This is a genomic window from Hymenobacter mellowenesis, from assembly GCF_030581005.1.
GTDB lineage: Bacteria > Bacteroidota > Bacteroidia > Cytophagales > Hymenobacteraceae > Hymenobacter > Hymenobacter mellowenesis.
On record NZ_JAUQSX010000009.1, the window covers coordinates 214823 to 241321 of the forward strand.

General features: G+C 64.7%; 21 protein-coding genes. 10 read left to right on the forward strand and 11 right to left on the reverse strand.

Annotated elements, in window-relative coordinates:
• Nucleotides 1-178: 178 nt before the first annotated feature.
• The 3 genes from Q5H92_RS17650 (at nucleotide 179) to Q5H92_RS17660 (ending at nucleotide 3918) form a co-directional block, all read left to right on the forward strand.
• On the forward strand, nucleotides 179-886 hold the full coding sequence (locus Q5H92_RS17650) for an ABC transporter ATP-binding protein (protein ID WP_305012876.1): 708 nt from the start codon (nucleotides 179-181) through the stop codon (nucleotides 884-886).
• Nucleotides 886-2274, forward strand: a complete 1389-nt coding sequence (locus tag Q5H92_RS17655) for a DUF2705 family protein (RefSeq protein WP_305012877.1) — start codon at nucleotides 886-888, stop codon at nucleotides 2272-2274. Before Q5H92_RS17650 ends, Q5H92_RS17655 begins: the two co-directional genes overlap by 1 nt.
• Nucleotides 2275-2454: 180 nt before the next feature.
• Nucleotides 2455-3918, forward strand: coding sequence for a DUF3526 domain-containing protein (locus tag Q5H92_RS17660; protein WP_305012878.1), 1464 nt, complete (start codon nucleotides 2455-2457; stop codon nucleotides 3916-3918).
• Nucleotides 3919-3994: 76 nt separating this feature from the next.
• On the opposite strand, the gene Q5H92_RS17665 is transcribed toward Q5H92_RS17660, so the two are convergent.
• The 3 genes from Q5H92_RS17665 to Q5H92_RS17675 all read right to left on the reverse strand — a co-directional run bounded on the left by Q5H92_RS17665 (nucleotide 3995) and on the right by Q5H92_RS17675 (nucleotide 8041).
• Complete coding sequence (locus Q5H92_RS17665; protein WP_305012879.1) at nucleotides 3995-4873, reverse strand: NmrA family NAD(P)-binding protein; 879 nt, start codon at nucleotides 4871-4873, stop codon at nucleotides 3995-3997.
• A 40-nt stretch (nucleotides 4874-4913) separates the two neighbouring features.
• Nucleotides 4914-5363 carry a YybH family protein gene (locus tag Q5H92_RS17670; RefSeq protein WP_305012880.1) on the reverse strand — a complete coding sequence of 150 codons (450 nt, stop codon included), beginning with the start codon at nucleotides 5361-5363 and terminating at the stop codon, nucleotides 4914-4916.
• Nucleotides 5364-5482: 119 nt separating this feature from the next.
• Complete coding sequence (locus Q5H92_RS17675) at nucleotides 5483-8041, reverse strand: ABC transporter permease (RefSeq protein ID WP_369811162.1); 2559 nt, start codon at nucleotides 8039-8041, stop codon at nucleotides 5483-5485.
• A 258-nt stretch (nucleotides 8042-8299) separates the two neighbouring features.
• On the opposite strand from Q5H92_RS17675, the gene Q5H92_RS17680 reads away from it, so the two are divergent.
• Nucleotides 8300-9181 carry an OmpA family protein gene (locus tag Q5H92_RS17680; RefSeq protein WP_305012881.1) on the forward strand — a complete coding sequence of 294 codons (882 nt, stop codon included), beginning with the start codon at nucleotides 8300-8302 and terminating at the stop codon, nucleotides 9179-9181.
• A gap of 38 nt (nucleotides 9182-9219) precedes the next feature.
• Here the strand turns inward: Q5H92_RS17680 and Q5H92_RS17685 are convergent, their stop codons facing one another.
• Nucleotides 9220-9912 carry an ABC transporter ATP-binding protein gene (locus Q5H92_RS17685; RefSeq protein ID WP_305012882.1) on the reverse strand — a complete coding sequence of 231 codons (693 nt, stop codon included), beginning with the start codon at nucleotides 9910-9912 and terminating at the stop codon, nucleotides 9220-9222.
• Nucleotides 9913-10120: 208 nt separating this feature from the next.
• Here Q5H92_RS17685 and Q5H92_RS17690 point away from each other — a divergent pair, with 208 nt between their 5' ends.
• Nucleotides 10121-10804, forward strand: coding sequence for an arylesterase (locus Q5H92_RS17690; protein WP_305012883.1), 684 nt, complete (start codon nucleotides 10121-10123; stop codon nucleotides 10802-10804).
• A gap of 86 nt (nucleotides 10805-10890) precedes the next feature.
• On the opposite strand, the gene Q5H92_RS17695 is transcribed toward Q5H92_RS17690, so the two are convergent.
• On the reverse strand, nucleotides 10891-11118 hold the full coding sequence (locus Q5H92_RS17695; RefSeq protein ID WP_305012884.1) for a hypothetical protein: 228 nt from the start codon (nucleotides 11116-11118) through the stop codon (nucleotides 10891-10893).
• Nucleotides 11119-11238: 120 nt separating this feature from the next.
• Between Q5H92_RS17695 and murI the strand changes: the two genes are divergently transcribed.
• The 4 genes from murI to Q5H92_RS17715 all read left to right on the forward strand — a co-directional run bounded on the left by murI (nucleotide 11239) and on the right by Q5H92_RS17715 (nucleotide 17061).
• Nucleotides 11239-12090 carry a glutamate racemase gene (murI, locus tag Q5H92_RS17700; protein ID WP_305012885.1) on the forward strand — a complete coding sequence of 284 codons (852 nt, stop codon included), beginning with the start codon at nucleotides 11239-11241 and terminating at the stop codon, nucleotides 12088-12090.
• A 143-nt stretch (nucleotides 12091-12233) separates the two neighbouring features.
• Nucleotides 12234-15344 carry a beta strand repeat-containing protein gene (locus tag Q5H92_RS17705; RefSeq protein ID WP_305012886.1) on the forward strand — a complete coding sequence of 1037 codons (3111 nt, stop codon included), beginning with the start codon at nucleotides 12234-12236 and terminating at the stop codon, nucleotides 15342-15344.
• A 219-nt stretch (nucleotides 15345-15563) separates the two neighbouring features.
• Entirely contained in the window at nucleotides 15564-15923 is a 360-nt protein-coding gene (locus Q5H92_RS17710) for a cupin domain-containing protein (protein ID WP_305012887.1), read from the forward strand.
• Between the two features lie 46 nt (nucleotides 15924-15969).
• Nucleotides 15970-17061, forward strand: a complete 1092-nt coding sequence (locus Q5H92_RS17715) for a pectinesterase family protein (protein ID WP_305012888.1) — start codon at nucleotides 15970-15972, stop codon at nucleotides 17059-17061.
• A gap of 68 nt (nucleotides 17062-17129) precedes the next feature.
• On the opposite strand, the gene Q5H92_RS17720 is transcribed toward Q5H92_RS17715, so the two are convergent.
• The 6 genes from Q5H92_RS17720 to Q5H92_RS17745 all read right to left on the reverse strand — a co-directional run bounded on the left by Q5H92_RS17720 (nucleotide 17130) and on the right by Q5H92_RS17745 (nucleotide 25584).
• A complete protein-coding gene (locus Q5H92_RS17720) occupies nucleotides 17130-18932 on the reverse strand; it encodes a hypothetical protein (protein WP_305012889.1) in 1803 nt (600 codons plus the stop codon).
• A gap of 1 nt (nucleotide 18933) precedes the next feature.
• Nucleotides 18934-21189 (reverse strand): DUF4175 family protein, encoded by a 2256-nt coding sequence (locus tag Q5H92_RS17725; protein ID WP_305012890.1) that lies wholly within the window; start codon nucleotides 21187-21189, stop codon nucleotides 18934-18936.
• The gene (locus tag Q5H92_RS17730; RefSeq protein ID WP_305012891.1) at nucleotides 21186-22793 is read right to left on the reverse strand and encodes a BatA domain-containing protein; all 1608 of its coding nucleotides are present in this window, start codon (nucleotides 22791-22793) and stop codon (nucleotides 21186-21188) included. Before Q5H92_RS17730 ends, Q5H92_RS17725 begins: the two co-directional genes overlap by 4 nt.
• An 89-nt stretch (nucleotides 22794-22882) precedes the next feature.
• Complete coding sequence (locus Q5H92_RS17735; RefSeq protein WP_305012892.1) at nucleotides 22883-23755, reverse strand: DUF58 domain-containing protein; 873 nt, start codon at nucleotides 23753-23755, stop codon at nucleotides 22883-22885.
• A gap of 87 nt (nucleotides 23756-23842) precedes the next feature.
• Entirely contained in the window at nucleotides 23843-24820 is a 978-nt protein-coding gene (locus Q5H92_RS17740) for an AAA family ATPase (protein ID WP_305012893.1), read from the reverse strand.
• A gap of 140 nt (nucleotides 24821-24960) precedes the next feature.
• Entirely contained in the window at nucleotides 24961-25584 is a 624-nt protein-coding gene (locus Q5H92_RS17745) for a DUF4159 domain-containing protein (protein WP_305012894.1), read from the reverse strand.
• Between the two features lie 258 nt (nucleotides 25585-25842).
• On the opposite strand from Q5H92_RS17745, the gene Q5H92_RS17750 reads away from it, so the two are divergent.
• On the forward strand, nucleotides 25843-26472 hold the full coding sequence (locus Q5H92_RS17750) for a porin family protein (protein WP_305012895.1): 630 nt from the start codon (nucleotides 25843-25845) through the stop codon (nucleotides 26470-26472).
• Nucleotides 26473-26499 lie beyond the last annotated feature (27 nt).

Here is a 26499-nt window from a genome sequence, read left to right on the forward strand (position 1 = left end):
GTACAACGGCCGTCATGAAGACTTAAAGGCCGTCATGCTGAGCGCAGTCGAAGCATCTCTACCGCTTCGTTGCTGGCGGCTTTGATTATTGCTGCGGTAGAGATGCTTCGACTACGGCTGCGCCTCCGCTCAGCATGACCGTTCACCAACCTTACTTGTTACATACCAACCCCTTTACATGCTGAAAGCAGAAAAACTCACCAAGCGCTTCGGCGACCACACCGCCCTCGACAACCTGGACCTGGAAATCCGGGCCGGCGAAATCTACTGCCTGCTGGGCTCCAACGGGGCCGGCAAATCGACCACCATCAACATCTTCCTGGGCTTCATTCCGGCCACCAGCGGGCGGGCGCTGATTGACGGGGTGGAAGTATCGGTAAACAACCACGCCACGCGCAACCTAGTGGCCTACATTCCCGAAATCGTGAACCTTTACCCCACGCTGACGGGGCTGGAAAATCTGGCGTTTTTCAGCGGCCTCTCGGGCTTCACCTACAGCCGAGCCGAGCTGGCAGCTTTCACCCAAACGGCCGGCCTGCAGCCCGAGGCGCTGGATAAGCGCGTGGGCTCCTACTCCAAGGGCATGCGCCAGAAGGTGGGCATCGCCATCGCGCTGGCTAAGCAGGCCAAGGCGCTGTTTCTGGATGAGCCTACTTCCGGGCTCGACCCGCACGCCAGCAACGAGTTTTCGCAGATTATCACCCGGCTTAGCGGGCAGGGCGTGAGCACGCTCATGGCCACCCACGACCTGCTGATGGCCAAAAACCTGGGCCACCGCATCGGCATCATGCACCAGGGCGTGCTGGAGCAGGAACTGCGCTCGGCCGACGCCTCCTACTCGGCGCTGACCGACCTCTACCTCGCCACCGTTAACCAGCCCGCCTAATGATTGGCCTGATTATCAAGAAAGAGCTGCGCGAAATCGTTCGGACCAGCAAGGTGGCCTGGCTGCTGGTAGGCGTGGGCGTGCTGGTGGGCCTGGCCCTCTACAACGGCTACTCGTACTTCACCACCCACAGCGCGCTGCTGCGCGAGTCGCAGCAAACCACTTACCAGCAGTTCATTACGCAGGGCGACAAAAACCCGCACCTGGGCGCGCACTTCGGCTTCTACGCCTACAAGCCCACCGCCGACCTGGCCCTGCTCGACAACGGCCTGGAAAACTACACCGGCACGTCCTTCTACCTGGAGCCGCACCAGCGCGGCGTGGTGAAGTTCCGGGAAGTGAGCGACGCCACGGGGCTGCGCGCCTTCGGTTTCCTGAACATCGGCTACTTCGCCCAGTTCATTCTGCCGCTGTTCATCTTCCTCATCACCCACAACATTTTTGCCAAGGAGTGGGAAAACGGCACCATCAAGATGGTGCTGAGCGCGCGGGTGAGCGCCCGGCAGCTGTTTGCGGGCAAGCTGCTGGCCTGCTGGCTGCTGGTGCTGGCCGTGCTGGCGGTGTTGGTGCTGGTGCCGCTGGCGCTGCTGCTGGCGCACCCCGGCGCGGGCGGCGTGCTGCCCTCGTACGGCTGCTACGCGGGCGGACTGGTGCTGTACGCGCTGCTGCTCACCATTTTGGGGGTGTCGGTGTCGCTGCTGGCGCGCAGCTCGTCGCTGGCGCTGGTGGCGCTCACGGGCTTCTGGCTGCTGGGCGTGTTCCTGGTGCCCCGGCTGGCGAGCCAGCTGGCGCGGCAGGTGCACCCGGCGGTGTCGTCGGTGGCGTTTGACGACCAGACCTTCCACGACAAGCAGTACGGCGTGGGGGGCGAGGGCACCAAGGACTTCCGCCGCGAGCACCTGGCCGACAGCGTGATGCAGCAGTACCACGTCAAGCGCCTGGAGGATTTGCCGGTGTTTTTCATTCCCATCACCATCGAATACTTCGAGGAAACGGATGGCCGGGTGATGGAAAACGCTTACAACGCCATCGAGGCCAACGAGGGCCGCCAGAACCGCCTGGTGCTGGCCAGCGCCCTGCTCTCGCCCTTCCTGGCCTTCCGCGACTTCTCGCTGCACCTCACGGCCACCGATATGAATACCCACCAGGATTTCGCGCAGCAGGCCGAAGCCCACCGCCGCCGAATGGGTGTGCTGGTGGACAGCTTCTACCAAAAGAACACCGTGGCCAGCAACGACTTCTGGAAAACGCTGCCGCAGTTCGCCTACGCCGCGCCGGGCCTCGGCTGGCGGCTGAGCAACGCGGCGGCCCCCATGGCCATCCTGCTCGGCTGGCTACTGGCCGCGCTGGGGCTGATGCTGCTGGCCTACCGGCGCATGAGGGTTTGATTTTTTTGGGTGGTCTATCAGAACGATGTAGGGGCGGGGCTTGCCCCCGCCCAGCTATTCGCATCCGTTGGTCGATTCCGTTCAACGGCGGGCGGGGGCAAGCCCCGCCCCTACATCGTCCTGATACAGACCGCCTGATTCTCCATTTTCTTAAAACAGAGCTAATAGCTTATCAAAAACATGCCTGTCTCTATTTCCCGCGTGCTGTGGCGCCACGAGCTGACGCTGCTGTACCGCAACCGGGTGCTGGTCACGCTTTTCTCTCTCATCCTGGCGTTGCTGCTGGCTTCGCTCTGGATTGGCAGCAGCCTGCTCCGGCAGCAGCAGCGCACCATTGGCCGCATTCGGGCCCACGGCGTGGAGCAGACGGACAGCCTTAAAACCCGCATCCGGCGCGTCGAGGCCGCCGGGATGCGCTACCCCGGCTTCATCTGGGACGACCCCACGTTTGCCTACAACACGGCCCGCAACGAAGGCCCGCAATACGCCGTGAAGCAGCCTTTTGCCTTACAGGCCCTGGTTACGGGGCAGAGCGAGGTGCAGCCGTTCTACTACAAGGTGTACATCAACAAGAAGCAGTATCTGGTGCATGAGGGCGAAATTGACAACGGCTTTCTGCAATTCGTGGGCACGTTCGATTTCGCCTTCGTGGTCATCTACCTGCTGCCGTTGCTCATCATCGTATTCACTTATAATGTGTTGTCATCGGAAAAGGAGCAGGGCACCTGGGTGCTGCTCAAAACCAGCAACCAGTCCATTGCCCGGCTACTGCTCTATCGCATCGGCATTCGGTATGGGTTGTTCACGGGCTTTTTCTGGCTGATAGTGGGGCCGGTGCTGGCGCTGCTGATTGGGCCGGCCTTCCTGGCTACCAGCAACTGGTGGTGGCTGGTGGGGTTCGTGTCGCTGTACTTCGCGTTCTGGTTTGCGGTCGCGTTTTGGGTCAACAGCTTCTCGCTCAGCTCCAACGTGAACGCCATGACGCTGATTTTCGGCTGGCTTCTGCTGGGTTTGCTGGTGCCTAACTTGCTGCAAATCGGCCTTAACCGGGCCTACCCCATCCCGAGCCGCATCACGCTGAGCACCGACGAGCGCAACGCCATCAACAACTACTTCAAGAAGGACGGGCAACTGCTCACGAAGGACGTGTTCAGCAGCCCCCGCACCCAGATTCGGCAAGCCTCGGTGGTCACGCCCGGCATGGTGTACGGCTACGGCGTCATCGTGTATAAAAGCCAGGAAATCAAGGACCAGGCCACCCGGGTGGCCGAGCGCCGACTCTACGGCCAGATTGAGCGGCAGCAGGCGGCCATCCGGCGCTGGCAGCTCATCAGTCCGGCCCTGCTGCTGCAGGAGGTGCTGTCGGCGCTGGCGGGCACGCACTGGCACCAGTTCAACCAGTTCAGCCTCGACGTGGACCAGTTCCGCCTCCAGCAGCAGCGCTTCTTCTACCCCAAAATGGCCTCGGAGCAAACCTACCGCACCTTCACCACGGCCGATGCCGACGCCATTCCCCGCTTCGCGCCCCAGGTTTATGCTAGCTACGATTGGCTGCACATCAGCCAGACGCTGCTGGTGTACGCGGCCGTGGTGGCGGCCGTGCTGACGCTGGGCTACCGGCGCATGCTGTACGCGGGGCGGTGAGGCAGTTGAGTGCTGTCTTCTTTAAACTCCTTCATAAAAAAGGCCCGTTTCCAACCGGAAAACGGGCCTTTTATCGTTAGTGGCCGGCTTCCGGCGGTTGTTGCTGCACCAGCTCCCGCACGTATTGCGGCAGCGTGGTAGGCCCCTGCTCAACGGCGGACAGCGGCGGAAAGTCAGCGCCCAGCGTGAGGGCTGTCATGGCCGCGAAAGACTCGGCCGCTTTGTCGGAGAAGCCCATCTTGTGCAGTGCCTCCGGCCACTGGGCACGCGGGGTTTCTACCGCCACCACGGGCCGGTGCAAGGCGGCGGCAAAGGCGGCGGCCACATCGGCCGGGGAGTAGCGGGCGGGGCCTTCCACGTAGTGCAGACCGGTTTGGGTGGCGGGTTCGAGCAGCAGGCGGGCGGCCGCCTGGCCCAGGTCCTGCGGGGCCACCATCGGCAGCTTAAAATCCGGCGGGTAGAAGGTGTGGACTTCGCCGGACTGCCGGGCGGTTTGCAGCGCCGCATCCCAGTTGCTCATGTAGTAGGCGCCCCGGATGATGCTGGCCGGAATGGACTGCGCCGCCAGCGCCTGCTCCAACTCGTAGAGCACGCCCAAATCGCCCAGCTGGTCGCCGGGCTGCGCGCCGTAGGTCGATTCGGCCACTATTTTTTCCAAGCCCGAATCAGCCAGGGCCGCGACGATGGCGGCCACGGTTTTGCGCTCTTCGGTGGCGGCATCGGTGGCCGGGTCGGCGGGTGGGTTGAGCAAAAACAGCCGGCGGCCCTGGCGGAATATCCGGCGCAATGCGTCAACATCGTGCACGTCGGCCACCGCCACTTGGGCCCCTCGCTGCTGCCATTCGGCCGCTTTTCGGTCGCTGTGCAATACTGCCGTTACCGGTTCGTCCCGGTCCAGCAGGGCCTGCGCCGTGGCCGAGCCCACGTGGCCATCTGCTCCCAGAATGATGTGCATAAGAATGAAAATTAGCGTGATACGTAGGTGTCGGGCGCGGTCAGGGCTTGAGGTCAACCGCCGCTTTGTTGCTGCCGTCCATGTACATGGGCACCGACTGGTGCTGGTGGATAATTTTCCAGGCTCCATCCAATTGGCGGAAGCCCAGGGTTTCGCGCACCCAGAGGTCGGTGGCGTTGCCATCGGTGCGGGTGCCGCTGATGTGGATGAGGCGGTAGGCCAGGGCCAGGTCGCCGCTCACGGCCATGTGCAGGTCGCGGCTGTCGTAGCCCAGCGGCCCCCGGAAACTGCCGAGCCACTCCCGCACGCCGGCCGCGCCGGGCGCGTTCTGGCCCGTCACGTTTTGCAGGGGCGGGGCCAGCACGTACATCACGGTTTCGGGGGCGTAGGCGGCGCTGATTTGGTCAACGTTTTTGGTGCGCAGGGCCTCGGTCAGCTCGTCAATTGCCTTACGAACTTGAGCTTCCTCTTCAGGATTCGTAACAGTCATGGCTTTTGCGGGATGGTGAGAGGTTTTTTACTGCGCCTTTTCCGATAAGGTTTCTGCTGCGACACAGGATGCTAACCAATCGCAAGGCGCTGGTTTTCCTGGCCCCAATAGCCTTTCCGCTACCCCTCGGCCCGCAGCACCTCCAGCGGCGAGCGGCGCAGCACGTCGCGGCTGTTGAGCAGGCCAATGCCCGCCGTGAGGGCCGTGACCAGCGCCGCCAGCCCCAGCAGCGGCCCCACCGCCGGCCCGAAGCTGGCCTCGAACACCCACACGGCCAGCGCCCACGCCGCCAGCACCGCCAGGGCGATGCCGGCCAGCGCCGCCAGCAGCCCCAGCAGGCCATATTCAACCAGCGTGATGCGCAGAATCTGGGCCCGGCTGGCGCCCAGCGTGCGCAGCAGCACGCTTTCGCGCACGCGCTGGTAGCGGCTGATGACCACCGAGCTGCTCAGCACCAGCAAGCCGGTGAGGATGCTAAACCCGGCCATGAAGCGGATGACGAAAGAGATTTTGTCGACGATGTCGTTGAGCGTGTTCAGAATCAAACCTAGGTCGATGGCCGACACGTTGGGGAAGCGCTGCACCAGCTGCTGTTGCACCGCGGCCAGCGCGGCGGTATTGGGCGTGTGCGTGAGCACCACTTGGAACTGGGGCGCCCCTTCCAGCACCCCCGCCGGGAAGATGACCAGGAAACTGGGCTGCACCCGGCTGCGGTCAATCTCGCGCGTGCCGCCGATGATGGTGCGCTGCGGCAGGCCCTGCACGTTGAAATCGAGCGTGTCGCCGAGGTGGAGCTTGGCGCGTTCGAGGTAGCCACTTTCCACCGAAATGCGCGGGATTTTATCGGGGCCAATTTGGGGCGCGGTGCCGGCGGTAAGCTTCTCGGAAGAGTTGAGCGAGTCGCGGTAGGTCACGCGGTATTCGCGGGTGAGGGCCCAGGCGGGAATGCCGCGCGCCGTGTCCTTTTTAATAACGGAAACCGACGTGCCGTTGATGGCCGTCAGGCGCATGGTTACGATGGGCACGCGCTGGAGCACGGGCAGCTTTTGGGCCGTGAGCAGGGCCTCCACGCCGGCGCGCTGCTCGGGCTGAATGTCGAAGAGCACGAGGTTGGCGTCCGATTTTTGCCCGGCAATCTGCACGCGGCCCAGCAGCATGGCCTGGGTGAGGAAGAGCGTGGCCAGCAGGAAAGTGCCCAGCCCGATGGACGTGACCAGCGTGAGCGTCTGGTTCTGGGGGCGGTACAGATTGGCCAGGCCCTGCCGCCACACGTAGCCCCAGCCGGCGGGAAAGAAGCGCCGCACGGCTCCCATCAGCAGGCGGCCCAGCCCCGCCAGCGCCCCAAACGCCGCCAGCAGCCCCGCCCCGAAGCCCAGCGTCAGCTTCCAGTCGTGGGTTTGCTGGTAGGCGAAGGCGAGGATGAACAGGCCGATGACGCCCAGCACCACGCCCCGCACCGGGTCGGGCGCGGCCGTGTCGTCCTCAAACGCCGTGCGCAGTACCCGCAGCGGCGACACGCGCCGGACACTCAGCAGCGGCAGCAGCGCGAAGAGCACCGCCATCAGCAGCCCCGTGAGCAGCCCCGTGCCAATGGCGGCCCAGGAGATGCTCACCGTGATGTCAACGGGCAGAAAGTCGCCCAGCACGCGCGGCAGCAACACTTGTACGGCCGCCCCCAACGCCGCGCCCAGCACCGCGCCGATGAAGCCCAGGCCGGCCGTTTGAATCAGGTAAATCAGCAGCGCCTGGTGGCCGCTGGCGCCCAGGCAGCGCAGCACGGCCACGGCGGCCAGCTTTTCGCGCACATACAAGTTCACGGCGCTGGCCACGCCCACGCAGCCCAGCAGCAGCGCCACGAAAGCCACCAGGCTGAGATAGCGGGTGAGGTCGGCGAAGGCGCGGCCGGTCTGGCGCTGGCGCTCGGCCACGGTATCGGTGTCAATGTCGGCCGCATCCAGCCGGGCTTGCAGGTTTTTGACAGTGGCCGCCACATCGGCGCCCGGCGCAAACCGGTAGCTACGGGTGTAGCGCACCCGGCTGCCGCGCTGCACCAGCCCGGTGGCCGTCACTTCTTCCAAAGGCAGAAACACCGTCGGCGCCACCGCCGAGGTAATGCCCGACTGCCCCGGCGTCTTCAACACCCGCCCAATAATGGGCAGCACCACGTTGCCCACCTGCACCGAATCACCGATTTTCGCCCCGAACTGCGTCAGCAGCGCGTCATCGACCAGGGCGCCCGGCGCGGCCGTGGTATCGGCGAAACGGGCGGCGGCGCTGGCTGGCTGCGTTTCCCAGGCGCCGTAGAAGAAGCCGCCGTCGCGGGCGCGCACCTGGGCCAGCCGCGTGCCCCGGCCCGGCCGGAACTGCACCAGCGAGGCAAACGAAACTTCCCGCGTGCGGGCCGTGCCTAGGCGGGCCAGCGCCGGTTCTAGCTTGGCATCAAAGGGCTGGTTGGCGCTCAGCACGAGGTCGGCCCCGAGCAACTCCCGGGCCTGCGAATTGATGCTGCGGGCCAGGTTGTCGCCGAAGGAATTGATGCCCACCAGGGCCGCGATGCCCAGAATAATGCTGGCCATGAAGAGCAGCAGGCGCGCCCGGCTACGGCGGCTGTCGCGCCACGCCATACGGAAAAGCCAGGCGGTAGAGGTGCGGGAGGCGGGTAGGGGGGATGTCGTCACGAAATGAATAGAATACAGAAACAGTTGGCTGATATGAATTAAGACGGAAAAGAAGGCGGTACATTTTAGTCTGCTTCGAAGCATCTTGCATCTTCTACCCCGTAGGCCACGATGCCCAGCAACCAGTACTTACGCCAAATGACTACACAAGGGAGTCGCCCAATAAGCAAATCAGGCAGCAGAGGTTGGAGGCGTTGGTATTGGTTGACAATGGTTTGGGGATTGAGTTGGCTGACGCTGAATGCCTGCAAAACCGCCATGCCAACCGCACCCGAAGCGGGTGCCGCGCAGGCGCTGCCCACCACGGTCAACCTTGTGGAGCAGACTTTAGCGGTCCACGGAAGGGTTTCTCATCCCGGCGATTCAACTCGCGGGTTTCCGGGCCTCGATGTCGTTTTCAGAAGCCTAAGTTCTGACTCCGTCCTGGAAAGCCGGAAAAGCACCACCAACGCCAGGGGCGAGTACAATGTAGCCGTGACTGAAAGACCATTGTATCAGGTGGCACTCATGAAGGATGGCCTCACCATTGAGTTACTGGAAGTTTCACTTCGCCACAATCGTATCGATTCCCTTGGCGTAGTGCAGAATTTCTACCTCAACTATGATGAAGTAGAAGAGGAAGATATGCCGATATATCAAACTTTTTTTGATGTAAATCGGGCTACGTTAAAACCGGAGTTTTTGCCTCGGGTAGACAAGTTCATTAAGCGGTTTAAGGACGCTGACTCCGATAGCCTCGCCATAATCATCGAAGGCCACGCCGAGCCAGGAGAAGTTCCCAACGGCCACCGTAAAACCGAGCAATACTTGATGGGAATAGGCTGGGAGCGGGCCCGGGCAACCTGTGCCTATCTGGAAAAGAATGGGGTTCAGGCCAGTAAGTTATTCGTGGTAAGCTACGGGGCCCAGCGTCCGGCCGCACCTAATACCACAGCTGAGTATCGCAGGTTTAACCGCCGGGTCGAATTGAAATTTTCGCTGTTGAGCTATATTTCCAAATACCGCAGCGGTGGTTTCGCGCCCAATTTATTCGGCGGCCGGGTCTTCCCCTATCTGCAATCATCCTCATCCGTCAACAAATACTCTGGAAATAAGCCGGCTCCAACTATCCGCCATCTGAAAAGACTGCCTATTAAGTAATGGGTTTGAGCAACGCGGCAATGACCACCAGCCTGCTGCTATTTCCCGCTGATTTTCCGCGCCACTTCCTCCACCACCTTGCCGCCGCGCAGCCGCAGCGTGCGCTGCGTCTTGGCCGCCAGCTCCAGGTCGTGCGTCACCAGTACCAGCGTGGTGCCGGCTTCGCGATTGAGGTCGAATAATAAATTTACCACCCGCTCGCTGGTGTCGGGGTCGAGGTTGCCGGTGGGCTCGTCGGCGAAGAGCACGGCGGGACGGTTGGCGAAGGCGCGGGCCAGGCTCACGCGCTGCTGCTCGCCGCCCGAAAGCTGGGCCGGGTAGTGGCCGGCGCGGGCGGCCAGGCCCACGCGGTCGAGCAGCTCCAGGGCCGTTTTGGTGGCGCCGCGCTGGCCGCGCAGCTCCAGCGGCACCAGCACGTTTTCGAGGGCCGTGAGGGTGGGCAGGAGCTGGAAGTTCTGGAAAATGAAGCCCACGTGCTCGTTGCGCACGGCGGCGCGCTGGTCCTCGCTCAAGTGGTCGAGTTGAATGCCGTTGACCCAGACGCTGCCCGAGGTGGCGCGGTCGAGGCCGGCGCAGAGGCCCAGCAGCGTGGTTTTGCCCGAGCCTGACGGCCCGACGATGGCGAAGGTGTCGCCGGCTTTGAGGTCGAAGCTCACGGCGTGGAGCACGGTGAGCGGCTGGCCGGCGCTGGGATAGGTTTTGGTGAGATTATCGACGCGGAGGATGGACATATAGTAAAGGACTAGAAACACATATTTGCGTCTCGTCATTGAACGATAATAGGACGACCTGTTGGGGCGGGTGTTGACGACGAGACGCAATGATGCGTTGCTACATCCCACTTGTCGCACAACTACGCCGCCACCCGTTCGTTACCCAAGACGTGTAAACCGCCGACATGTTTTTCCGCTTTACGGTTTCATGTTCCAAATGCCGCTTATGAAATTCCTGAACCTGCCCTTAGCTGCCCTCCTCGGCCTGGCCCTCACGGCCTGCAATTCCAGCCCCACGGCCGAAAAGCCGGCCGCTTCAGTCCCCGCCGTGGCGCAAGCTCCTGCTGCTGAAACCGGCAAAAAGCGTCTGCTATTCTTCGGCAACAGCCTGACGGCCGGCTACGGCGTGGAGCCCGAACAGGCCTTCGCCGGCCTCATCGGCCAGAAAATCGATTCCCTCAAGCTGCCCTACGAGGTCATAAACGCCGGCCTGAGCGGCGAAACCACCGCCGGCGGCCGCAGCCGCGTGGGCTGGATTCTGAAGCAGCCCGTGGACGTATTCGTGCTGGAGCTGGGCGGCAACGACGGCCTGCGCGGCCTGCCCCTTTCGGCCACCCGCGAAAACCTGCAGGGCATCATCGACACGGTGCGGCGGCGCAGCCCCGGCGCCCAAATCGTGCTGGCCGGCATGCAGATTCCGCCCAACCTGGGCCAGGCCTACGCCCGCGATTTCAAGGCCATTTACCAGGACATTGCTACCAAAAACAAGCTCGTCCTCATTCCCTTCCTGCTGCAAGGCGTGGGCGGCGACCGGGCGCTTAATCAGGCCGATGGCATTCATCCCACGCCGGCCGGGCATCGCATTGTGGCCCGCACCGTGTGGGCTGTGCTGGAACCGCTGCTGCAGTAGCGCGGACTTTGTAGTCCGCGAACCCCCGTACCGTTTGATTGTCTTCCGGGTTTCCGCCCGAGACGCGGACTACAGAGTCCGCGCTACTATATCACCCGCACCCCGTCGGTGTTCACCTCGTCGCGTAGAAGCTCCAGGTTGCGGTAGGCGAGGGGGCGGCCAGCGTCAGTGCTGAGGTCGGGCAGGGCTTCACGGGCAGCGTCGAGGGTGAGCTGGGTCAGCTTATGGGTGCCGAGGTAGATGGCCACAGGACGTCCCTGGCGGGCATCGTGGGCCGCCAACGCGTGGTCGATTTCGGCTAATATGGTGCTCATGAGCGGAGTGCGAGCTAAAACGGGGCAGAAATATAACGAGGTTTTCCAATAACCAAAAATGCGCCATCAACAGCGGCCGCGCCGGTGCCCCGGCCCGGTGGCCGCGCCTACCTTTGCCCCATGACAACTGCTACCCCTGTTGCGCCCGCTGCCTCGGCGGCCCTGGCGGCCCGGCCCATTGGCATGTTCGACTCCGGCATTGGCGGGCTCACGGTGGCCCGGGCGGTGGCCCGGCGCCTGCCCCACGAGCGTATCGTGTACTTCGGCGATACCGCCCATCTGCCCTACGGAGACAAAAGTGCGGCCGCCATTCAGGCCTATTCCGTCAAAATCTGCGACCTGCTCCTGCGCCGAAACTGCAAGCTGATTGTGATTGCCTGCAACTCGGCCTCGGCCGCCGCCTACGAGCTGGTGCGCGAGTACGTGGGCAGCAAAGCCCGGGTGCTGAGCGTGATAGACCCCATTGTGGCGCACCTGGGCCGCGCCTACGCCGGCCGGCGCGTGGGCCTCATCGGCACGAAGCAGACGGTGAACTCCAACGTATACAAGAAGAAGGTCGACGACCTCGACGCGGGCGTCGACCTGCAGTCGCTGGCCACCCCGCTGCTGGTGCCCATGATTGAGGAAGGCTTCTTCAAAAACGCCATTTCCGACGATATTATCGGTACCTACCTCGGCAACGTCGCTCTGGCCGACATCGATGCGTTGGTGCTGGCCTGCACGCACTACCCGCTTATCAAGGAGCAGATTGCGCGCTACTACGCCGGCCGGGTCGATGTGCTGGATGCTTCCGACGTGGTAGCCGCCGAGGCCGAGGCCTACTTGGCGGCGCACGGGTTGCTGGCGCCCGCTGCCACTACGCTACCGTCACACCATTTCTACGTATCGGATTTCACCCGCTCGTTTGAGGAAAGCACGCGCATTTTCTTTGAGCAGGAAGTGCACCTGGAGCATTATCCATTGTGGGAATAAGCGCGGGCAACCATTCGCCCCGGCACGGGGTCATTATTTCGTAACTTTCCAGCCGCCGCCTGGGCCTACCTTTGCGGCACACAACCACGTTTTTCATCACTTCTTCATTTTTCATATTTCCGTTCACTTTACTCCCTTTTTGTATGAAGCAATTCTTCGCTGGCAGGCTGCTTAAATGCCTGATGTTTCTGGCGTGCTTGTGGCCCATGGTGGGCTCGGCCGCGCCGTTCACCCCTGGTAACCTCGTGATAATGCGCGTTGGCGACGGCACGGCCTCGCTGACGTCGGCCGCCACGGTCGCTTATTTGCAGGAATACACCCCGGCCGGGGTGCTGGTGCAAACCATTCCGCTGCCCACCGCGGTATCGGGCAATAATCGCATCCTGACCGTAGCCGGCTCGTCGAGCACCGACGGCGGCCTGACCCGTTCGGCCAACGGTGCCTACCTCGTGGTGGGTGGCTACGACGCTGCTCCTGGCACGACTGGCGTGGCCGCCCTCGACCCCACGCTGAATAACCGCATCGTGGGCCGCGTGGCTGCCGACGGCACCGTGGACACCAGCACCCGCCTGACCGACGCCACGGGCAACCTGCGTTCGGCCGCTTCGGTGGATGGCACCAGCTTCTACACGGCCGGCTCGACCGGGGGCGTGCGCTACGTGCCCTTCGGCAATGCAGCGGGTTCGGTGGTTATTACCACTTCCCCCAGCACGCTGCGCTACGTCAACACGTTCGGAGGCAACCTCTACGTGAGCACCGGTTCCTCACCTTTCATTGGCCTGAGCCAGGTGGGCACGGGCCTGCCCACCACCGCTGGTCAAACGACCACGCTGCTGCCCGGCATGCAGGGCACCACTTCTACCACCAACGGTATCAGCCCGCTGGCCTTCTACTTTGCCGACCTGAGCGCCACGGTGCCCGGCGTCGACGTGGTGTACGTGGCCGATGATGGCGCCACTGCCGCCGGCGGCGGTATTCAGAAATGGAGCCTCGTGGGCACCACCTGGACGCTCAACGGCACCATTACCAACGCTACGGCCGTGCGCGGCCTCGACGGCCAGACCACCGGCACCACGGTGTCGCTGGTGGCGTCCGGCAACGGCGGCGTGTACCTGCTGAGCGACAACGCCGGCTACAACGCCGCTCCCAGCACCACCACCCTGCCTGCTCCCATTGCCACGGCGGCCAGCATGACGGCCTTCCGCGGCGCGGCCTTCGCGCCGGTAGCTGCGGCTACTGCTGCGCCCACCATCACGAGCTTCACGCCCACCAGCGGCGCGGCCGGCGCCACCGTGACCATTACGGGCACCAACCTGACCGGCGCCACGGCCGTGACCCTGAACGGCGTGGCCATCACCGGCTTCACGGTGGTCAATGCCACGACCATCACCTTCACCGTGCCCGCCACCGGCGCCACTTCCGGCGTTATCGCCGTGACCACGCCCGGCGGCACGGCCACCAGCACCGGCACCTTTACGGTGACGCCGGCAGCTTCGGCACCCACCATCACGAGCCTGAGCCCGGCTACGGCCGTGGCTGGCGGCGCGGGCTTCACCCTCACCGTGACCGGCACGGGTTTCGTAGCCGCTTCGGTGGTGAATTTCGGTACCACGGCCCTGACTACCACGTTTGTTTCGGCTACGTCGCTCACGGCGGCCGTGCCGGCCAGCGCCATTGCCACGGCGGGTACTTATAGCGTAACGGTGGCCAACCCCGCCGCCAGCGGTGGCACTTCGGCTGCTAGCACCTTCACCGTGACGGCCGCCACTGCTGCGCCCACTATCACGAGCTTCACGCCCACCAGCGGCGCGGCCGGCGCCACCGTGACCATCACGGGCACCAACCTGACCGGCGCCACGGCGGTGACCCTGAACGGCGTGGCCATCACCGGCTTCACGGTGGTGAACGCCACGACCATCACCTTCACCGTGCCCGCCACCGGCGCTACCTCCGGCGTGATTGCCGTGACTACGCCCGGCGGCACGGCCACCAGCACCGCCACCTTCACCGTGACGCCCGCTGCCGTGACGCCCACGATTACGCAGCTCGCACCTGGCGTAGGAGTGATTGGCGGCGGCGCCGTGACGTTGGTAATTACGGGGACGGGCTTTACGTCCACGTCGACCGTGAACTTCAACGGCGTTTCGTACCCGCAGACCACCAGCACGGCTACCAGCATTGAGGCCCTGATTCCGGCCAGCGCTTTCACCACGGCGGGCTCTTTCCCTGTCACGGTCACGAACTCGGCCGGCACTTCCAACGCCTTCACCTTCACGGTGAATAACGCCACGACGGCTGGCGCTTTCGAAGATTTCGAATCCGGCACCAAAACGGGCTACGCCGCTGGTTCGGTGGTGCTGACCAGCGGTTCGTGGACGTTCTCCGACGCGCTGATTGGCAACGCGTTCAACGACCGGGCCAACGGCCTGAAGTCGGCTCGTATCCGCGTGGGCTTCATCCGCATGGACTTCGACAAGCCGACCGGTGCCGGTACGGTTATCGTGAACGCCGGCACGTTCGGCAACGACACGGGCGCCACCTTCATTCTCGAGAAATCGACCGATGGCGGCACGACCTTCACCACGGTGCCCGGCGCACCGGCCACGCTCACCAACGTGCTGACGCCCTACACCTTCACGGTGAACCAGGCCGGTAACGTGCGTTTCCGCATCACGAGCACAGCCACCGCCACCACCCAACGCATCAACATCGACGACATCTCGATTTCGAACTTCACGGCTCCGGCCGCGCCCACCATCACCAGCTTCACGCCCACCACGGGCGGCCCCGGCACCACGGTGACGGTGACGGGCACCAACTTCACGGGGGCTACGGCCGTGCGCATCGGCAGCTTCACCGTGACTAACTTCACGGTGGTATCGGCCACGAGCATCACGTTTGTGGTGCCCGGCGGCACGGGCAGCGTGGCCGGCCTCATCACGGTGGTGACGGCTGGCGGCACGGCCACCAGCACCGGCACGTTCAACCTGGTATCGGCCGTTGCGGCCAGCCAGGCCCTGCCCGGCCTCACGGTGTTCCCGAACCCCGCCACCGACCGCGTGACGCTGACCCTGCCCGGCGCGGGCACTGCCACGGTGGCCCTGCGCGACCTGGCGGGCCGCCTGGTGCTGGCCCCCGCCACGCTGGGTGCCAACAAAGAGGTAGTGCTGCCAGCTGGCCTGGCCGCCGGTGTGTACGTGCTCGAAGTGCGCCAGGGCGAGGTGTTCGCCGTGCGCCGCATCGTGAAAAACTAAATGCTGACGCCGGGTTTTGCCCGGTTGCAGTTGAAAAAAAGCCCTCGCGTTTGCGAGGGCTTTTTTTGTGGCCGGTTCTGCCTGGAATTTGTGGAAGCAGAAGCGGGGCGCGGTGTTGCGGTCGGGAACGATTGCGCAAGTAAATGCTGCCCACGGTTTGGCTGGAGTGCAAACTCGTCGGACTTTTAGCGGCCCTTACTATTCCAAAGCCTGCGCTGCATGAACTCCTCCGCCCCCGACCAACCCACGCCCCATTCCTTTGTGCCCGATGGCCAAGCCGGCTGGGAAACCACCGGCCCGGGCGTGCGCCGCAAGGTACTGGCCCACGGCCCCGACCTGATGCTCACGCGCGTGGCTTTTGAAACGGGCAGTGTGGGCGCGCGGCACCACCACCCGCACGCCCAGCTGAGCTACGTGGAAAGCGGCGCGTTCGACTACACCATCGGCGAGGCAACCCAGACCCTGCGCGTCGGCGACAGCTGCTACGTGCCGCCGCTCGCCTGGCACGGTGTGGTGTGCCTCGAAGCCGGTGTGTTGGTCGATGCGTTCACGCCGCGGCGCGACGACTTTCTGGGGTAACCTTCCTTCCTTCCTTCCTTCCTTCCTTCCTTCCTGCTTTTACCAAATGAAAACAACTGCATTACGCCTGCTGGGGCTGCTGATTCTGCTGTTGCTGGGTTTGTGCCTGCGCCCGGCCCTGGCCCAGACCGTGACGGTAGCCCTAGACGGTTCCGGCGATTTCCACACCATCCAGGAAGCCATCAACAGCCTGCCGGCTACGGCCGCCCGGCCGCGCACGGTATTCATCAAAAACGGTACTTATCGCGAGAAGGTATCCATTGATGGCAAGGCCAACCTTGTGCTGAAAGGCCAGAGCGAAAAGGGCGTGGTGCTGACCTACGCCCAAGCCCGCGACCAGTGGCTGTGCAGCCCCGAGGCCACGGCCGGCGACTGGGGCGTGGCCACTCTCAACCTGCGCAACTGCCCTGACCTCACCCTCGAAAACCTGAGCGTCGTCAACAGCTACGGTTTCGAGGCGGCTGGTGATGTCACCATCGAGTGCCCCACTGCGCCCGACGGCCACAAAACCGTGCGCAAAACCGGCCACCAGATGGCCTTGCGTGCCCTGCCCGGCGCCACGCGGCTCATCGTGCGGCACTGCACCTTTCGGGCCTTGGGCGGCGATACGGTGAGTCCCTGGGACACCGAAGCCGGTGCCTATTATTTCCAGGACTGCACCATGGAAGGCGGCGTGGATTTCTACTGCCCGCGCGGCTGGGCCTATGCCGAAAACTGCCGCTTCATCTGCCACAGCAAGGAGGCCGCCATCTGGCACGACGGCTCGGGCAGCCGCGACTCGAAAACGGTGCTGCGCAACTGCACCTTCAGCGGCGACGACGGCTTCAAACTGGGCCGCTTCCACCGCGAGGCACAATTTTATTTGATTGACTGCAAGTTTGCGCGCAACATGGCCGATGCCGATATCTACCAAGCCGCCTCGGGACCCGGGCCGAAGCAGTGGGGCCGCCGCGTGTACTACGCCGGCTGCCACCGCCAGGGCGGCGACTACGCCTGGATGAAGGACAACCTTTCCACCGCCGAGGGCGCCCCTAAACCCAAAGACCTGACCGCCGCCTGGACTTTCGGCGGCCGCTGGAATCCGCTGACCGGGGCTGTGGCTGGCTCGGCGCCTAGCGTTCCGGCAGTGGCTAAGTAAAACATGGCCGTTTGGGGTAGGGACGACCCGTCCCTACATCGTTCGATGGTGCGCCGAATCCGAAACTGCTACAGTTTTTCTTCCAGCCACAGATAACCGGCTGCCAGCAAAAACAGCCCGAAAAACCACCCCGCCGGCCACGGTTGCGCCACCGTTTCAGAGGCGCTACTTGCGGGCAAGGCAATGGTGGCGCGTTGCGTAATCGCCATTTGGCGCTCCAGCTGCGCGGGCCCGGCCCAGGCTGCGGCGGGGTACACGTAGAAGTGGTGCACGGTTCGGCCCGGCCCGGCCACTTGATGCCAGCCCGGCGCCTGCGGCCAGAACTGGGCCGTGCTCCATTCGGGCAGGCGGGTATCCTGGCGCAGAGCCAGCCGAACCGAGGGGCCGCCCAACTCGGCCCGCACGCTGGGCAGCATTTCGGGAAACGGCGCCGCCAGATGCAGCGTGAGCGGCTGATGCGGGCGCGGCCACCGTGTGCCGGTGCGCCAGGCCGCTACCACTGGCGCAGGCGGGCGGGCGGCCGTCAGCAGCCGGTTCCAGAAGGAGCTGTAAAGCGCCGTGCGTCCTTGTAAGCCCCATTGAAAAGTTTCGGGTACCATCGACACCACTACAAACCCTATCCCGACCCGCTGACTGGCAGCGGCCAAAGCTTGGTTAGGTCCGGTGGCCAGGGGCTGCAAGGTGGTTGTCGGCCGTAGGTGGGCGGGCAGCGGCCCCCGGGCCTCGGCCGGTGCCCCGGGCCAGGTGAGCAGCTGCGCTGCCGATTGGGCCGCGGCGCGCGGCACCACCCCAAAGCCGGCCCGGCCGGGCACGGCGCGGGGCAGCGGGCCGGCCTCGGCCACCACGGCCAGGCCCAGACGCCCGCCGCTTACGGCGCCTTGCAGGGCGCTGGCTTCGGCTGGTGTGAGCGTTGCCAGCGTGGCGGCATCGGCTACCACAATGGCGTAGCGCGCCAGCAGGGCCGGGGTGAGGGGGTCGAGCGGTGCGGTGGACAGATTCACAAAATCGGTTTGCACTAAGCCCCGGCTCACGGTGGTGCGCAGGGCCACCGGGTAGTGGGCTTCGGCGAGGTAGTTTTTGAGGTACTTGAATTCAAAGGCGGGGGTGGCCGTCAGCAACAGCACGGCGGGTAGCTGCGGCGGGACAACTTCAACGGGCACCGGCTCAGAAGCCAGCCGCTGGCTCGCCCGGTGCAATTCCAGCTCATAGACAGCCCGCCCGGTTGTTTTGGGTTGGTAGCGCAGGCGAAACGCGCCCCCACCCGCCGGCACCTGCACCGAATCGCGCACCGCGCCGGCCGCCCGCAGGCACGCCCAGGCCGGCGCCGCCGCCGGGGGCAAGAACGCCGAGCCTTCTATTTCCAGCCCCTCGCCCAGTGTAAGCTGCTCGTTCCAAAAAGCTGTGCTGAACCCCGCCGAAGTCGCCGTGGGGTGCAGCTTGATGGGCACCGCACCGAGTATCGGCAGTTCGGCCGGGCTCAGGCCCTGGCCCAGGATATGCACGCCCCGCAGCGCCGGCCGCTGCTCCGCCAACGTCAGCAAGGAAGCCAGCGCACAGCCTGGGGCCGCCGCGGGCACCCCGCCGTAGCGCCACACCGGCGTGCCCACTCCCAGCTGGCGCAGCAATTGGCGTAGCGTATCCGGTGAATAATTTCCAGTGAGCAGAATGGCCTGGCTACCAGCCGCTGGCACCAGCCGGGCGGGCGGAAATGCGGTAAACCAGAGTGCCCCCGCCGCCACCAGCCCCACCAGTGCCCGGGCGCCGCGTCGGCGCCGGCTGCGCCAAGCCAATGCCAGCAGTCCCAGCCCCAGCAGCCCACAAAAAGCCATTAGCACAAAATAGGAGGTCGGATGCGGAAGGGTGGCGGGCATGCTAGCGGCTTAATTCCTGGAAGTAACGGCGGCCCAGCCGGTCAGGGCCAGCGGCCGAAACCGGAGTGGGGGCCGGGGTGGCCAGCAGGTCGGTGAGGGCACGCTCCACGGGGGGGCGGCACTCGGCGCAGGCCGGGCGGCCGGCCCGCACGTCGGCCACCAGCTGGCGCAGGGCTTTCAGGGCGGGCAAGTACACGCCGGGCCGCTGCAGCGCGGCCCCCGCCAGCACCGCGCCAGCCTGGTCGAGCAGCCGGGCATCGGCGGGCTGGGTGGGCGAGTGGGCCGCCAGCCAGCGCAACGCCGCCCGTACGGCCGGCTGCGTGGCCGGGGCGGCCACCTGCTGCTGGCGGTGGGGCACGGCCGCGCCGGCCAGCTCGCCGGTGAGGCGCACGGTGGCCTCGGGCAGGGGCGGGGGCGTAAAGCCGGCTTTCTTCACAAACACGCGGGTTTGCTGCTGCACTTCCTTCAGCAGGCGCAGGGCACGGTACTCGTAGGGGCGGGCCGCCGCCAGTTGGCCAGTGCGCAGGCGCAACTCGGCCGCCCACATCTGGTCGAGCACGGTGCGCAGCTTGGCCTTCACGGCGGGCTCCAGGAAATCGGCCGTTTCCGAGTCGTCGTGCTTATGAATGTAGGGCTCCATCAGGGCATCGGTTTCGGCCGTGGGCGAGGTTTTGGCGGGCGAGGTGGACGGGGCGGCGTGGTCGTGCTCGTCGTGTTCCGGCGCTTCGGCGGTGGGGGAAGCGGGCGCTTCCTCGTCCTCCGCAATGGGCGAATGCGGCGCCTGCGCCCCAATGCCGGCCTCGGCTTCTTCGCCCATAAACTTGCCGTAGCGCAGGCGTAGCGTCTGCTGGTCGAAGCCCAGGGCGTTGGCGCGGCTGGCCACGGTGGCGGCGTCCAGCCGGGGCTTTTCGGCGATTAGCTTTTCGGTGTCAATGATAATCTGGCGCTGGCTCCGGAAATAGGCTGGCGCCACTTTCACGCCCATGCCCAGGTCGGCGGGGCTATCGGCCACGGCCGTGTCCTGCCATTGCACCAGGTAGGCATCGGTGCGGGCAGTGTGGCCGGCGTTGTCGCGGGCGGTGAGGTAGAAATACAGCTCGTCGCCGTAGGTCAGCCCCAAGCGGGGCAGATTGAGGGCGCTGCGCAGGTTAGTGGGCGCGGAGCCGCTTGCGAGCGCCGCCGTCAGGTCGCGCCGCACTTCGTGAAATTTCACGGCCTCGCCCTGGCCCTGGGCAACGGTTATCACCAATTCGGTGCGGCTCAGGCCATAGTCATCGTGCGCGGTGGCTCGAATAGTTACCTCGGGCTGCTGGCCGTAGGCGGGCACCAGCGTGTAGGGTTTGGGCGTCTGAATGCGGAGCACCGGCGCTTGGTCGGCACGCACGTCGATGGCGTAGTCGTCCGATACCGAGCTACTTAGGCGCAGGCGGTAAAGGGTCGAGCGCGTAAGCGTCAACTCAATGAAAAACGCGCCGGGCTGCCCAGCCACCGGCTGCATCAGGTGGCGCTGGCGGCCCGTCTCCAGCACCGGCCCCGACTTGCCCGCGCCGCTCACCCGTACCAGCCAGCGCACCCGCGAGCCTTCCGGGCACTGAAACGACGCCTGCGCGGGCGCAAAAGCCGGTTGGCGCGTGTAGGCCGGCGGCGTCACCAGCAGCCGGGTTTCGCGGATGTGGGGCGGGGCCGACCGGCCGGGCTTGGGCGGCTTGGCAGCGGATGTGAAATGAACGCGCACGCCGGCCTCTTTGGAGCTCTTACGCAGCATCGGAAACCACCAAACGACAGCCGCCAGCAGTAAAAAAACAGCTGATTGCCACCACCAGCGGGTTAGTTTCAGCGGCAATACGGGTTCGACCGAACTGCTTAATTGCACAAATCGCACCGCCACTCGCTGTTGTTGCAGGCCGCCCAGCAAACCCAGCTCCTCGTCCGGCTGGAGGAGCAACCAAGTGCTGTCTTCGAGTTGGGGATGGTGCCGGTCGAGTGTCTGTACGGCATTGGGTAAGCGCGTCAGCCAAATCCGGCGCCAGAGCTGAACCGCCCGAAACGCCGTGTAAGCGGCCAGGGCCAGGAAAAAGGCTCGAAAGAATAGCGGGTCATTCCACACTACGCGCGCCACCAGCCCGCAAATCAAACTCACGATTAGCAGTGGCAGAAAAATGGGCGCGTGCCTCAGTGCATAGCGCTTAGCGGTGGCGTGCAGCAGCTGCCGCGCCTGGGCTACCTGAGACGAAGTATCGACGGCTGAGCTTATCATAGGGCGGAGGCGGCTGAGCGTATTTCCCGACGGCGGGCCAGCAGGCGTTCGAGCGCGAACAGCAGCCCCGCCACCAGCACCAGCCACGGCCGCAGGTCGGCAACCTGGAAAGCCGTTGGGGCTGTTTTCAGAAGGTCGCCCGGCGCAGCTGCCGACCCGGACTGCCGACCCGGCAGCTGCGCCGGGTCGATGGCGCGTTGGTCCTGCATTGCCAGGGTCTGATTATCAGCCGTTAGCTGCGGTACTTCAAAGGTAGTCGGGTGGAGCAGCGCCAGCAGGCGAGCCGGCAGCGTGGCATTGTCGACCAGGTTGCTCCAGGCCGGATTCAGGCGCGTATGCAACTGGTAGAACGCGCCCGCGCCAAACGAGTGGCGCGATAGCACCGCCCGGCCCCGGCCATCAACCCACACGGGCTGGCTACCGGATGCGGCCGGCTCGCTGCCGCGCCGAAAGATGGTGGCCGGTGTTTCGGCGGCGGCCAGCGGTACCAGCCGCGCTTCGTCCGGCACACCTGGTCCGGCTGCTTCCTGCCACACCTGGCTGCCGCGCTGCACCGCCGTGCGCCAATTTTCGGGGAGCGGCGCATCCGAAAGCCAGAACAGCCATTGCGCCTTCGGGTCGGTCGGCACGGAAGTAGCCAGCTCGATACTCGGGCTCGAAGCCAGGCCTGCCCCCGCGGCCCGAATAGCCGCCCGTAGGTAGCGCGCATCCGGGGCGTAGGCCGGGGCGGCGTAAATGGTCACCGTCAGTGGCGGGGTCACCGCCACTGCCAGGGTTGAGTTCGTCGTTGTATCAGGGGCCAACGCCACCAGTTTTTGGGCACTCCCCGGGCCCGGCTGCAAGCGCATGGGCTGGACGCCCGGCGCACGGAGTAACTGGCCGGGTTGCGGTTTCAAGGCTGTTTTGCGGGAAAAGCTGGTGCGGGTTTCCGTGCTTTGGCCAATTACCACACCGATACTGTCTCCGCGCCCGGCCGCTTCCTGCACCCAGGTGGCCGTGGTGGTGCCAGGCAGCGTTTGCCAGGTAATGCCGGCCCGCAACGGCGGATGCGGCCCCTGCAAACCGGCCAGCGTGGCCGGCGTCAGCACATACAGCGGCTGCCCCGCAAAGGCTTCGGCCGCCTGCTGCACGCGGGCCCAGCCAAAGCCAGCGCCCATGCGCAGGAGACGGGCGCTGTCGCGCGGCCCCACAGCATCGGCCCGCCACGCGGCGCCCGACATTTTAGGAAAGCCCGCCGCCAGCCAGCGCAGCCCGTAGCCGCGCCGCCGCAGCGAGTCGATGCCCGGCCGCAGGGCCGCCAGGGCGGGGGTGCCCAGCACTTCGGGGCTTAGCAGCACCTGTCCGCGCCCGGCCGGCAGCGCCCGCCGCCACCCTGGCCCGGCCACCGCCACTGCCAGCACCGCCAGCAGCGCCGCCCGCAACAGCAGCAGCCCAAGCTGCTCCAGCTTCAGGTTGCGCAACCGGCGGTTGGCGCCCGCGGCTAGCCAGCGCAGGCTGCCCACGGCCACCTCGCGGCCCGGCCGGCGGTTCCAGAGATGAATGGCTACCGGCACCAGCAGCCCCAGCAGGGCCAGCAGCGCGGCAGGGTTAAGCAGGGTGAACAAAGTCAGTTAAAAGTGAAGAGTTAAAAGTGAAGTGTCAAGGTTGGTAGCGAACAGTGAACTGGCGTGTTCTAACTCTTCACTTTTAACTCTTAACTGTTGCCGCGCCGCCGAAGAAACTCTCGCATCGCCGCATCCAGCGGCTGCGAAGTATCGAGCAAATGGTAGTCGAATCCTTGGCGGCGGGCTTGTTGCGCCGTGGTACGCAGCCACTCCTGCAGCTGCTGCTGGTAAGCGGCGCGTTGCGAGCCGGCATCAATTTGCAGCGTTTGCCCGGTTTCCAAATCCCGAAACGTCACCGCGCCTTGGTAGCTGAATGCCAGCTCGTTGTGCGCCATCAGGTGCAGAAGCAGCACGTCGCCGCTGGTGGCGCGCAGGCGGGTGAACAGGCTGTTGATTTCAGTGCCTTCCTCATATAAGTCGCTCACGCACACCGTGAGGGCGCGCTGCCGCCGGGCCGTGAGCGGGGCCAGCGTTTCGGCCGTCGGGAAGTGGCCGGAGGCTTCGGCCGTTTCCAGCGCGTGGTAGAGGCGGGGCAGCTGGCGGGCATCGGCGCGGGGCGCGAGGTGGCGCAGGCCGCCGGGACTGAGGATGCTCAAACCCACGGCGTCGCCCTGCTGGGTGGCCAGGTAGGCCAGCGCCCCAAGCAGCAGCCGGGCGTAGTCGAGCTTGGTGAGGCCGTTGTCGTCGCGGTGGTTCATGCTGGCGCTGGCGTCGAGCAGCAGGTGCACGGTCAGGCTGGTGTCGATTTCCGACTCGCGCAGGTAATACCGGTCCGAGCGCGCGGCCAGGCGCCAGTCGAGGCGGCGCAGGTCGTCGCCGGGCTGGTAGGGGCGGTACTGGCTGAACTCCATACCCGCGCCGTGCCGCCGGCTGGCATGCGCGCCATTGAGGAAGCCTTCGGCCGCTTGCCGGGCAGCCAGGGCAAGGTTGCGCAGGCCGTGCAGGAGTTCGGGGGTAAGCATAAATTGTAGCGTGGACTCTGCGAGTTCGCGCATGACTTGAGTAGAAAATCCATTCGATGCGCGGACTCGCAGAGTCCACGCTACAAGCTACACCATCACCGCTTTCAGCAGCTCCGCCACGGCATTATCCGGCGTCAGATTTTCAGCCTCCGCATTGAAATTCAGCAGTACCCGGTGTCGTAGCACCGGCGGCGCCAGCGTGCGAATATCCTCCAGCGTGGCGGCGAAGCGGCCGTGTAGCAGCGCCCGCGCCTTGGCGCACAGTATCAGCGCTTGCCCGGCGCGTGGCCCCGCACCCCAGCGCCCGTAGTCCTTGATGAACTTCACCTCCGACATAGCCGGCCGCGTGGCGCGCACCAGCCGGTTCACGAAATCCATCAACTCGGGACTCAAACTCACCTGCCGTACCAGCGCCTGCAGCGCCCGGATATCGGCCCCGCCCAGCACGGGCTGCACCGTTTGGCCGGCCGCGCCGGTGGTGCCGCGCAGCACCGCCAGCTCCTCCTCGGCCGTGGGATAGCCGATGCGCACGTAGAGCAAAAAACGGTCGAGCTGCGCTTCGGGCAGGGGGTAGGTGCCGCTTTGCTCGATGGGGTTTTGGGTGGCCAGCAGAAAGAACGGCTTGGGCAGTGCGTGTTCCTGCCCGGCGTAGGTAACGTGGCCTTCCTGCATGGCCTCCAGCAGGGCGGCCTGGGTTTTGGGCGGCGTCCGGTTGATTTCGTCGGCCAGCACCAAACTGGCAAAAATCGGCCCGGGGTTGAACTTGAACGAGCGCCGGCCGGTGCCGTGGTCTTCCTCCAGCACCTCGGTGCCGAGAATGTCGGTCGGCATCAAATCGGGGGTGAACTGGATGCGGCGGAAAGGCAAATCGGTGGCGGCGGCCAGCGTGCGCACCAGCAGCGTTTTGGCAAGGCCGGGCACGCCTTCGAGCAGGGCGTGCCCGCCGGCCAGCAGCGCCACCAGCACCTCATCGAGCACGGTTTCCTGCCCCACGATGACCTTGGCAATTTCGGCTTTGAGCACCGGGAGCTTGGCCAGGAGCGTGTTTACTTCTTGTTCGGTCATTCGGGTATCAGAAGGAAAAAAAGAACGTCATGCTGAGCGCAGTCAAAGCATCTCTACCGCACAACTAACTTATTTAATTGGATTACTACTGCGGTAGAGACGCTTGGGCTTCGCTCAGCATGACGTTCTGCAGTCATCGTTCACGTCAAAGCATACAGCAAAATATTCACCCCAAACTTCGTGTTGTCCTCGGCCAGAAAGCGCTTGTTGCGGAAGTCGTAGTCCCACTCGCAGCCGTAGTCTTTATTGGAATATAGCACGCCGATGCGGCCCTTGATTTCGACGGCTTTGAGGTAGTCGTGCACGAGGTCGTCGCCCCAGCCATTCAATTCAAACCCCGTGTTGGGCGGGCCGTCCTTGAAGGTGAAAAACTGGGAGTAGATGGGATGGGTTTTGGGGATTTTCTTGAGGGCGCCCGCGCCGAAACACTGGCGCATCTGCTTCTCGAAGGAGCGGGCAAACAGGCCGTCGATGTCGTGGTTGCAGTCGTCGACGAACACGAAGCCGCCGTTGCGCACGTATTGGGTAAAGTTCTGTTTTTCAGCGCCTGAGAATTGCACCAGCCGGTGCCCACTCAGGTAGCAAAACGGGTAATTGAACAGCTCGGGGCTATCCAGGGCCACCACTTTTTCCTTGGGGTCGACGGGTACTTTGGTGTACTGCACCAGCGAGTGCAGCAGGTTGGCGGGCATGCGCTCGTCCACCGCGTCCCAGTCGCCGGAGTGGTATTTCAGGCGCACAAACGTGAAAGGAGCAGCGGGCACGGGCAGGCGGATAAAGGAAAAAACGGCTTGCGGGAAGCCAAATGAAACGCTTGTTCGATAGTCGGGCTAAAAATAAACCGGTTGCGTGAGTCGTTGGCTTATTCGCCGCCGCTGCTATTTATTGTTAACCGGGCTGCAACCTTTCGGGGGGGCGCGGCGGTATTTATTCTTCAAATTTTGCGGCTCCGCCGGCCCAAGCTACGCCCGATTTTCAGGATTCTCCTACTGCCCCCAATCACCCCGTCCCCGTTATCCGCTATGAAAAAGCTGTTGATTATCGCATTCCTAAGCCTGGGCCTGACGCCGCTGGCGCAAGCCCAATTCGGCGTCAAAGGTGGCCTGAACGTGGCCGAGCTGCAGGGCCGCACCGGCGAAGATGCCTCCTACCGAGCCTTCTACCACGTCGGCGTTTTCTATCAGGCCAACATCCTCGGGCCGCTGGCTATTCAGCCCGAAGTGCAGTATTCATTGCAGGGCGGCAACCTGAAATCGGCCTTCACCAACTACGACAGCCAACTTCACTACCTCACGGTGCCCATCCTGGCCAAGCTCACCGTGGGGCCGGTGTTTGTGGAAGCCGGCCCGCAATTCGGCGTGCTGCTCAGCGCCAACCAATCGGGCAACCTGCAGGTGGGCTTCACCCCGGATGGCCAGCCGGCCTACGGCAACGTGTCGCGCCCGGCCACCAGCGAGTTCAAGCGCGGCGACTTCAGCGTGGTGGGCGGCGTGGGCCTCAAGCTGTCCAGCGGCTTCTCCCTCGGCGGCCGCCTGGTGGCCGGCCTCAACGATATCAACGACGCCAAAAACCTGAGCGGCATCAACGACCCGCGCCTGCAAAACCGCGTGTTTCAGGTGTACGCCGCGCTGCAGTTTGGTGGACGGAAGTAATGTAGCGTGGACTCTGCGAGTCCGCGC

Excerpts from the sequence above, each read along its gene's own strand:
- Q5H92_RS17720 (WP_305012889.1), bottom strand. The coding sequence starts at position 18,932 with ATGCCCGCCACCCTTCCGCATCCGACCTCCTATTTTGTGCTAATGGCT.
- Q5H92_RS17750 (WP_305012895.1), top strand. The coding sequence starts at position 25,843 with ATGAAAAAGCTGTTGATTATCGCATTCCTAAGCCTGGGCCTGACGCCG.
- Q5H92_RS17735 (WP_305012892.1), bottom strand. The coding sequence starts at position 23,755 with ATGCTTACCCCCGAACTCCTGCACGGCCTGCGCAACCTTGCCCTGGCT.
- Q5H92_RS17670 (WP_305012880.1), bottom strand. The coding sequence starts at position 5,363 with ATGACTGTTACGAATCCTGAAGAGGAAGCTCAAGTTCGTAAGGCAATT.
- Q5H92_RS17650 (WP_305012876.1), top strand. The coding sequence starts at position 179 with ATGCTGAAAGCAGAAAAACTCACCAAGCGCTTCGGCGACCACACCGCC.
- murI (WP_305012885.1), top strand. The coding sequence starts at position 11,239 with ATGACAACTGCTACCCCTGTTGCGCCCGCTGCCTCGGCGGCCCTGGCG.
- Q5H92_RS17655 (WP_305012877.1), top strand. The coding sequence starts at position 886 with ATGATTGGCCTGATTATCAAGAAAGAGCTGCGCGAAATCGTTCGGACC.
- Q5H92_RS17705 (WP_305012886.1), top strand. The coding sequence starts at position 12,234 with ATGAAGCAATTCTTCGCTGGCAGGCTGCTTAAATGCCTGATGTTTCTG.
- Q5H92_RS17685 (WP_305012882.1), bottom strand. The coding sequence starts at position 9,912 with ATGTCCATCCTCCGCGTCGATAATCTCACCAAAACCTATCCCAGCGCC.
- Q5H92_RS17680 (WP_305012881.1), top strand. The coding sequence starts at position 8,300 with ATGCCAACCGCACCCGAAGCGGGTGCCGCGCAGGCGCTGCCCACCACG.
- Q5H92_RS17710 (WP_305012887.1), top strand. The coding sequence starts at position 15,564 with ATGAACTCCTCCGCCCCCGACCAACCCACGCCCCATTCCTTTGTGCCC.
- Q5H92_RS17715 (WP_305012888.1), top strand. The coding sequence starts at position 15,970 with ATGAAAACAACTGCATTACGCCTGCTGGGGCTGCTGATTCTGCTGTTG.
- Q5H92_RS17660 (WP_305012878.1), top strand. The coding sequence starts at position 2,455 with ATGCCTGTCTCTATTTCCCGCGTGCTGTGGCGCCACGAGCTGACGCTG.
- Q5H92_RS17690 (WP_305012883.1), top strand. The coding sequence starts at position 10,121 with ATGAAATTCCTGAACCTGCCCTTAGCTGCCCTCCTCGGCCTGGCCCTC.
- Q5H92_RS17740 (WP_305012893.1), bottom strand. The coding sequence starts at position 24,820 with ATGACCGAACAAGAAGTAAACACGCTCCTGGCCAAGCTCCCGGTGCTC.
- Q5H92_RS17695 (WP_305012884.1), bottom strand. The coding sequence starts at position 11,118 with ATGAGCACCATATTAGCCGAAATCGACCACGCGTTGGCGGCCCACGAT.
- Q5H92_RS17665 (WP_305012879.1), bottom strand. The coding sequence starts at position 4,873 with ATGCACATCATTCTGGGAGCAGATGGCCACGTGGGCTCGGCCACGGCG.
- Q5H92_RS17725 (WP_305012890.1), bottom strand. The coding sequence starts at position 21,189 with ATGATAAGCTCAGCCGTCGATACTTCGTCTCAGGTAGCCCAGGCGCGG.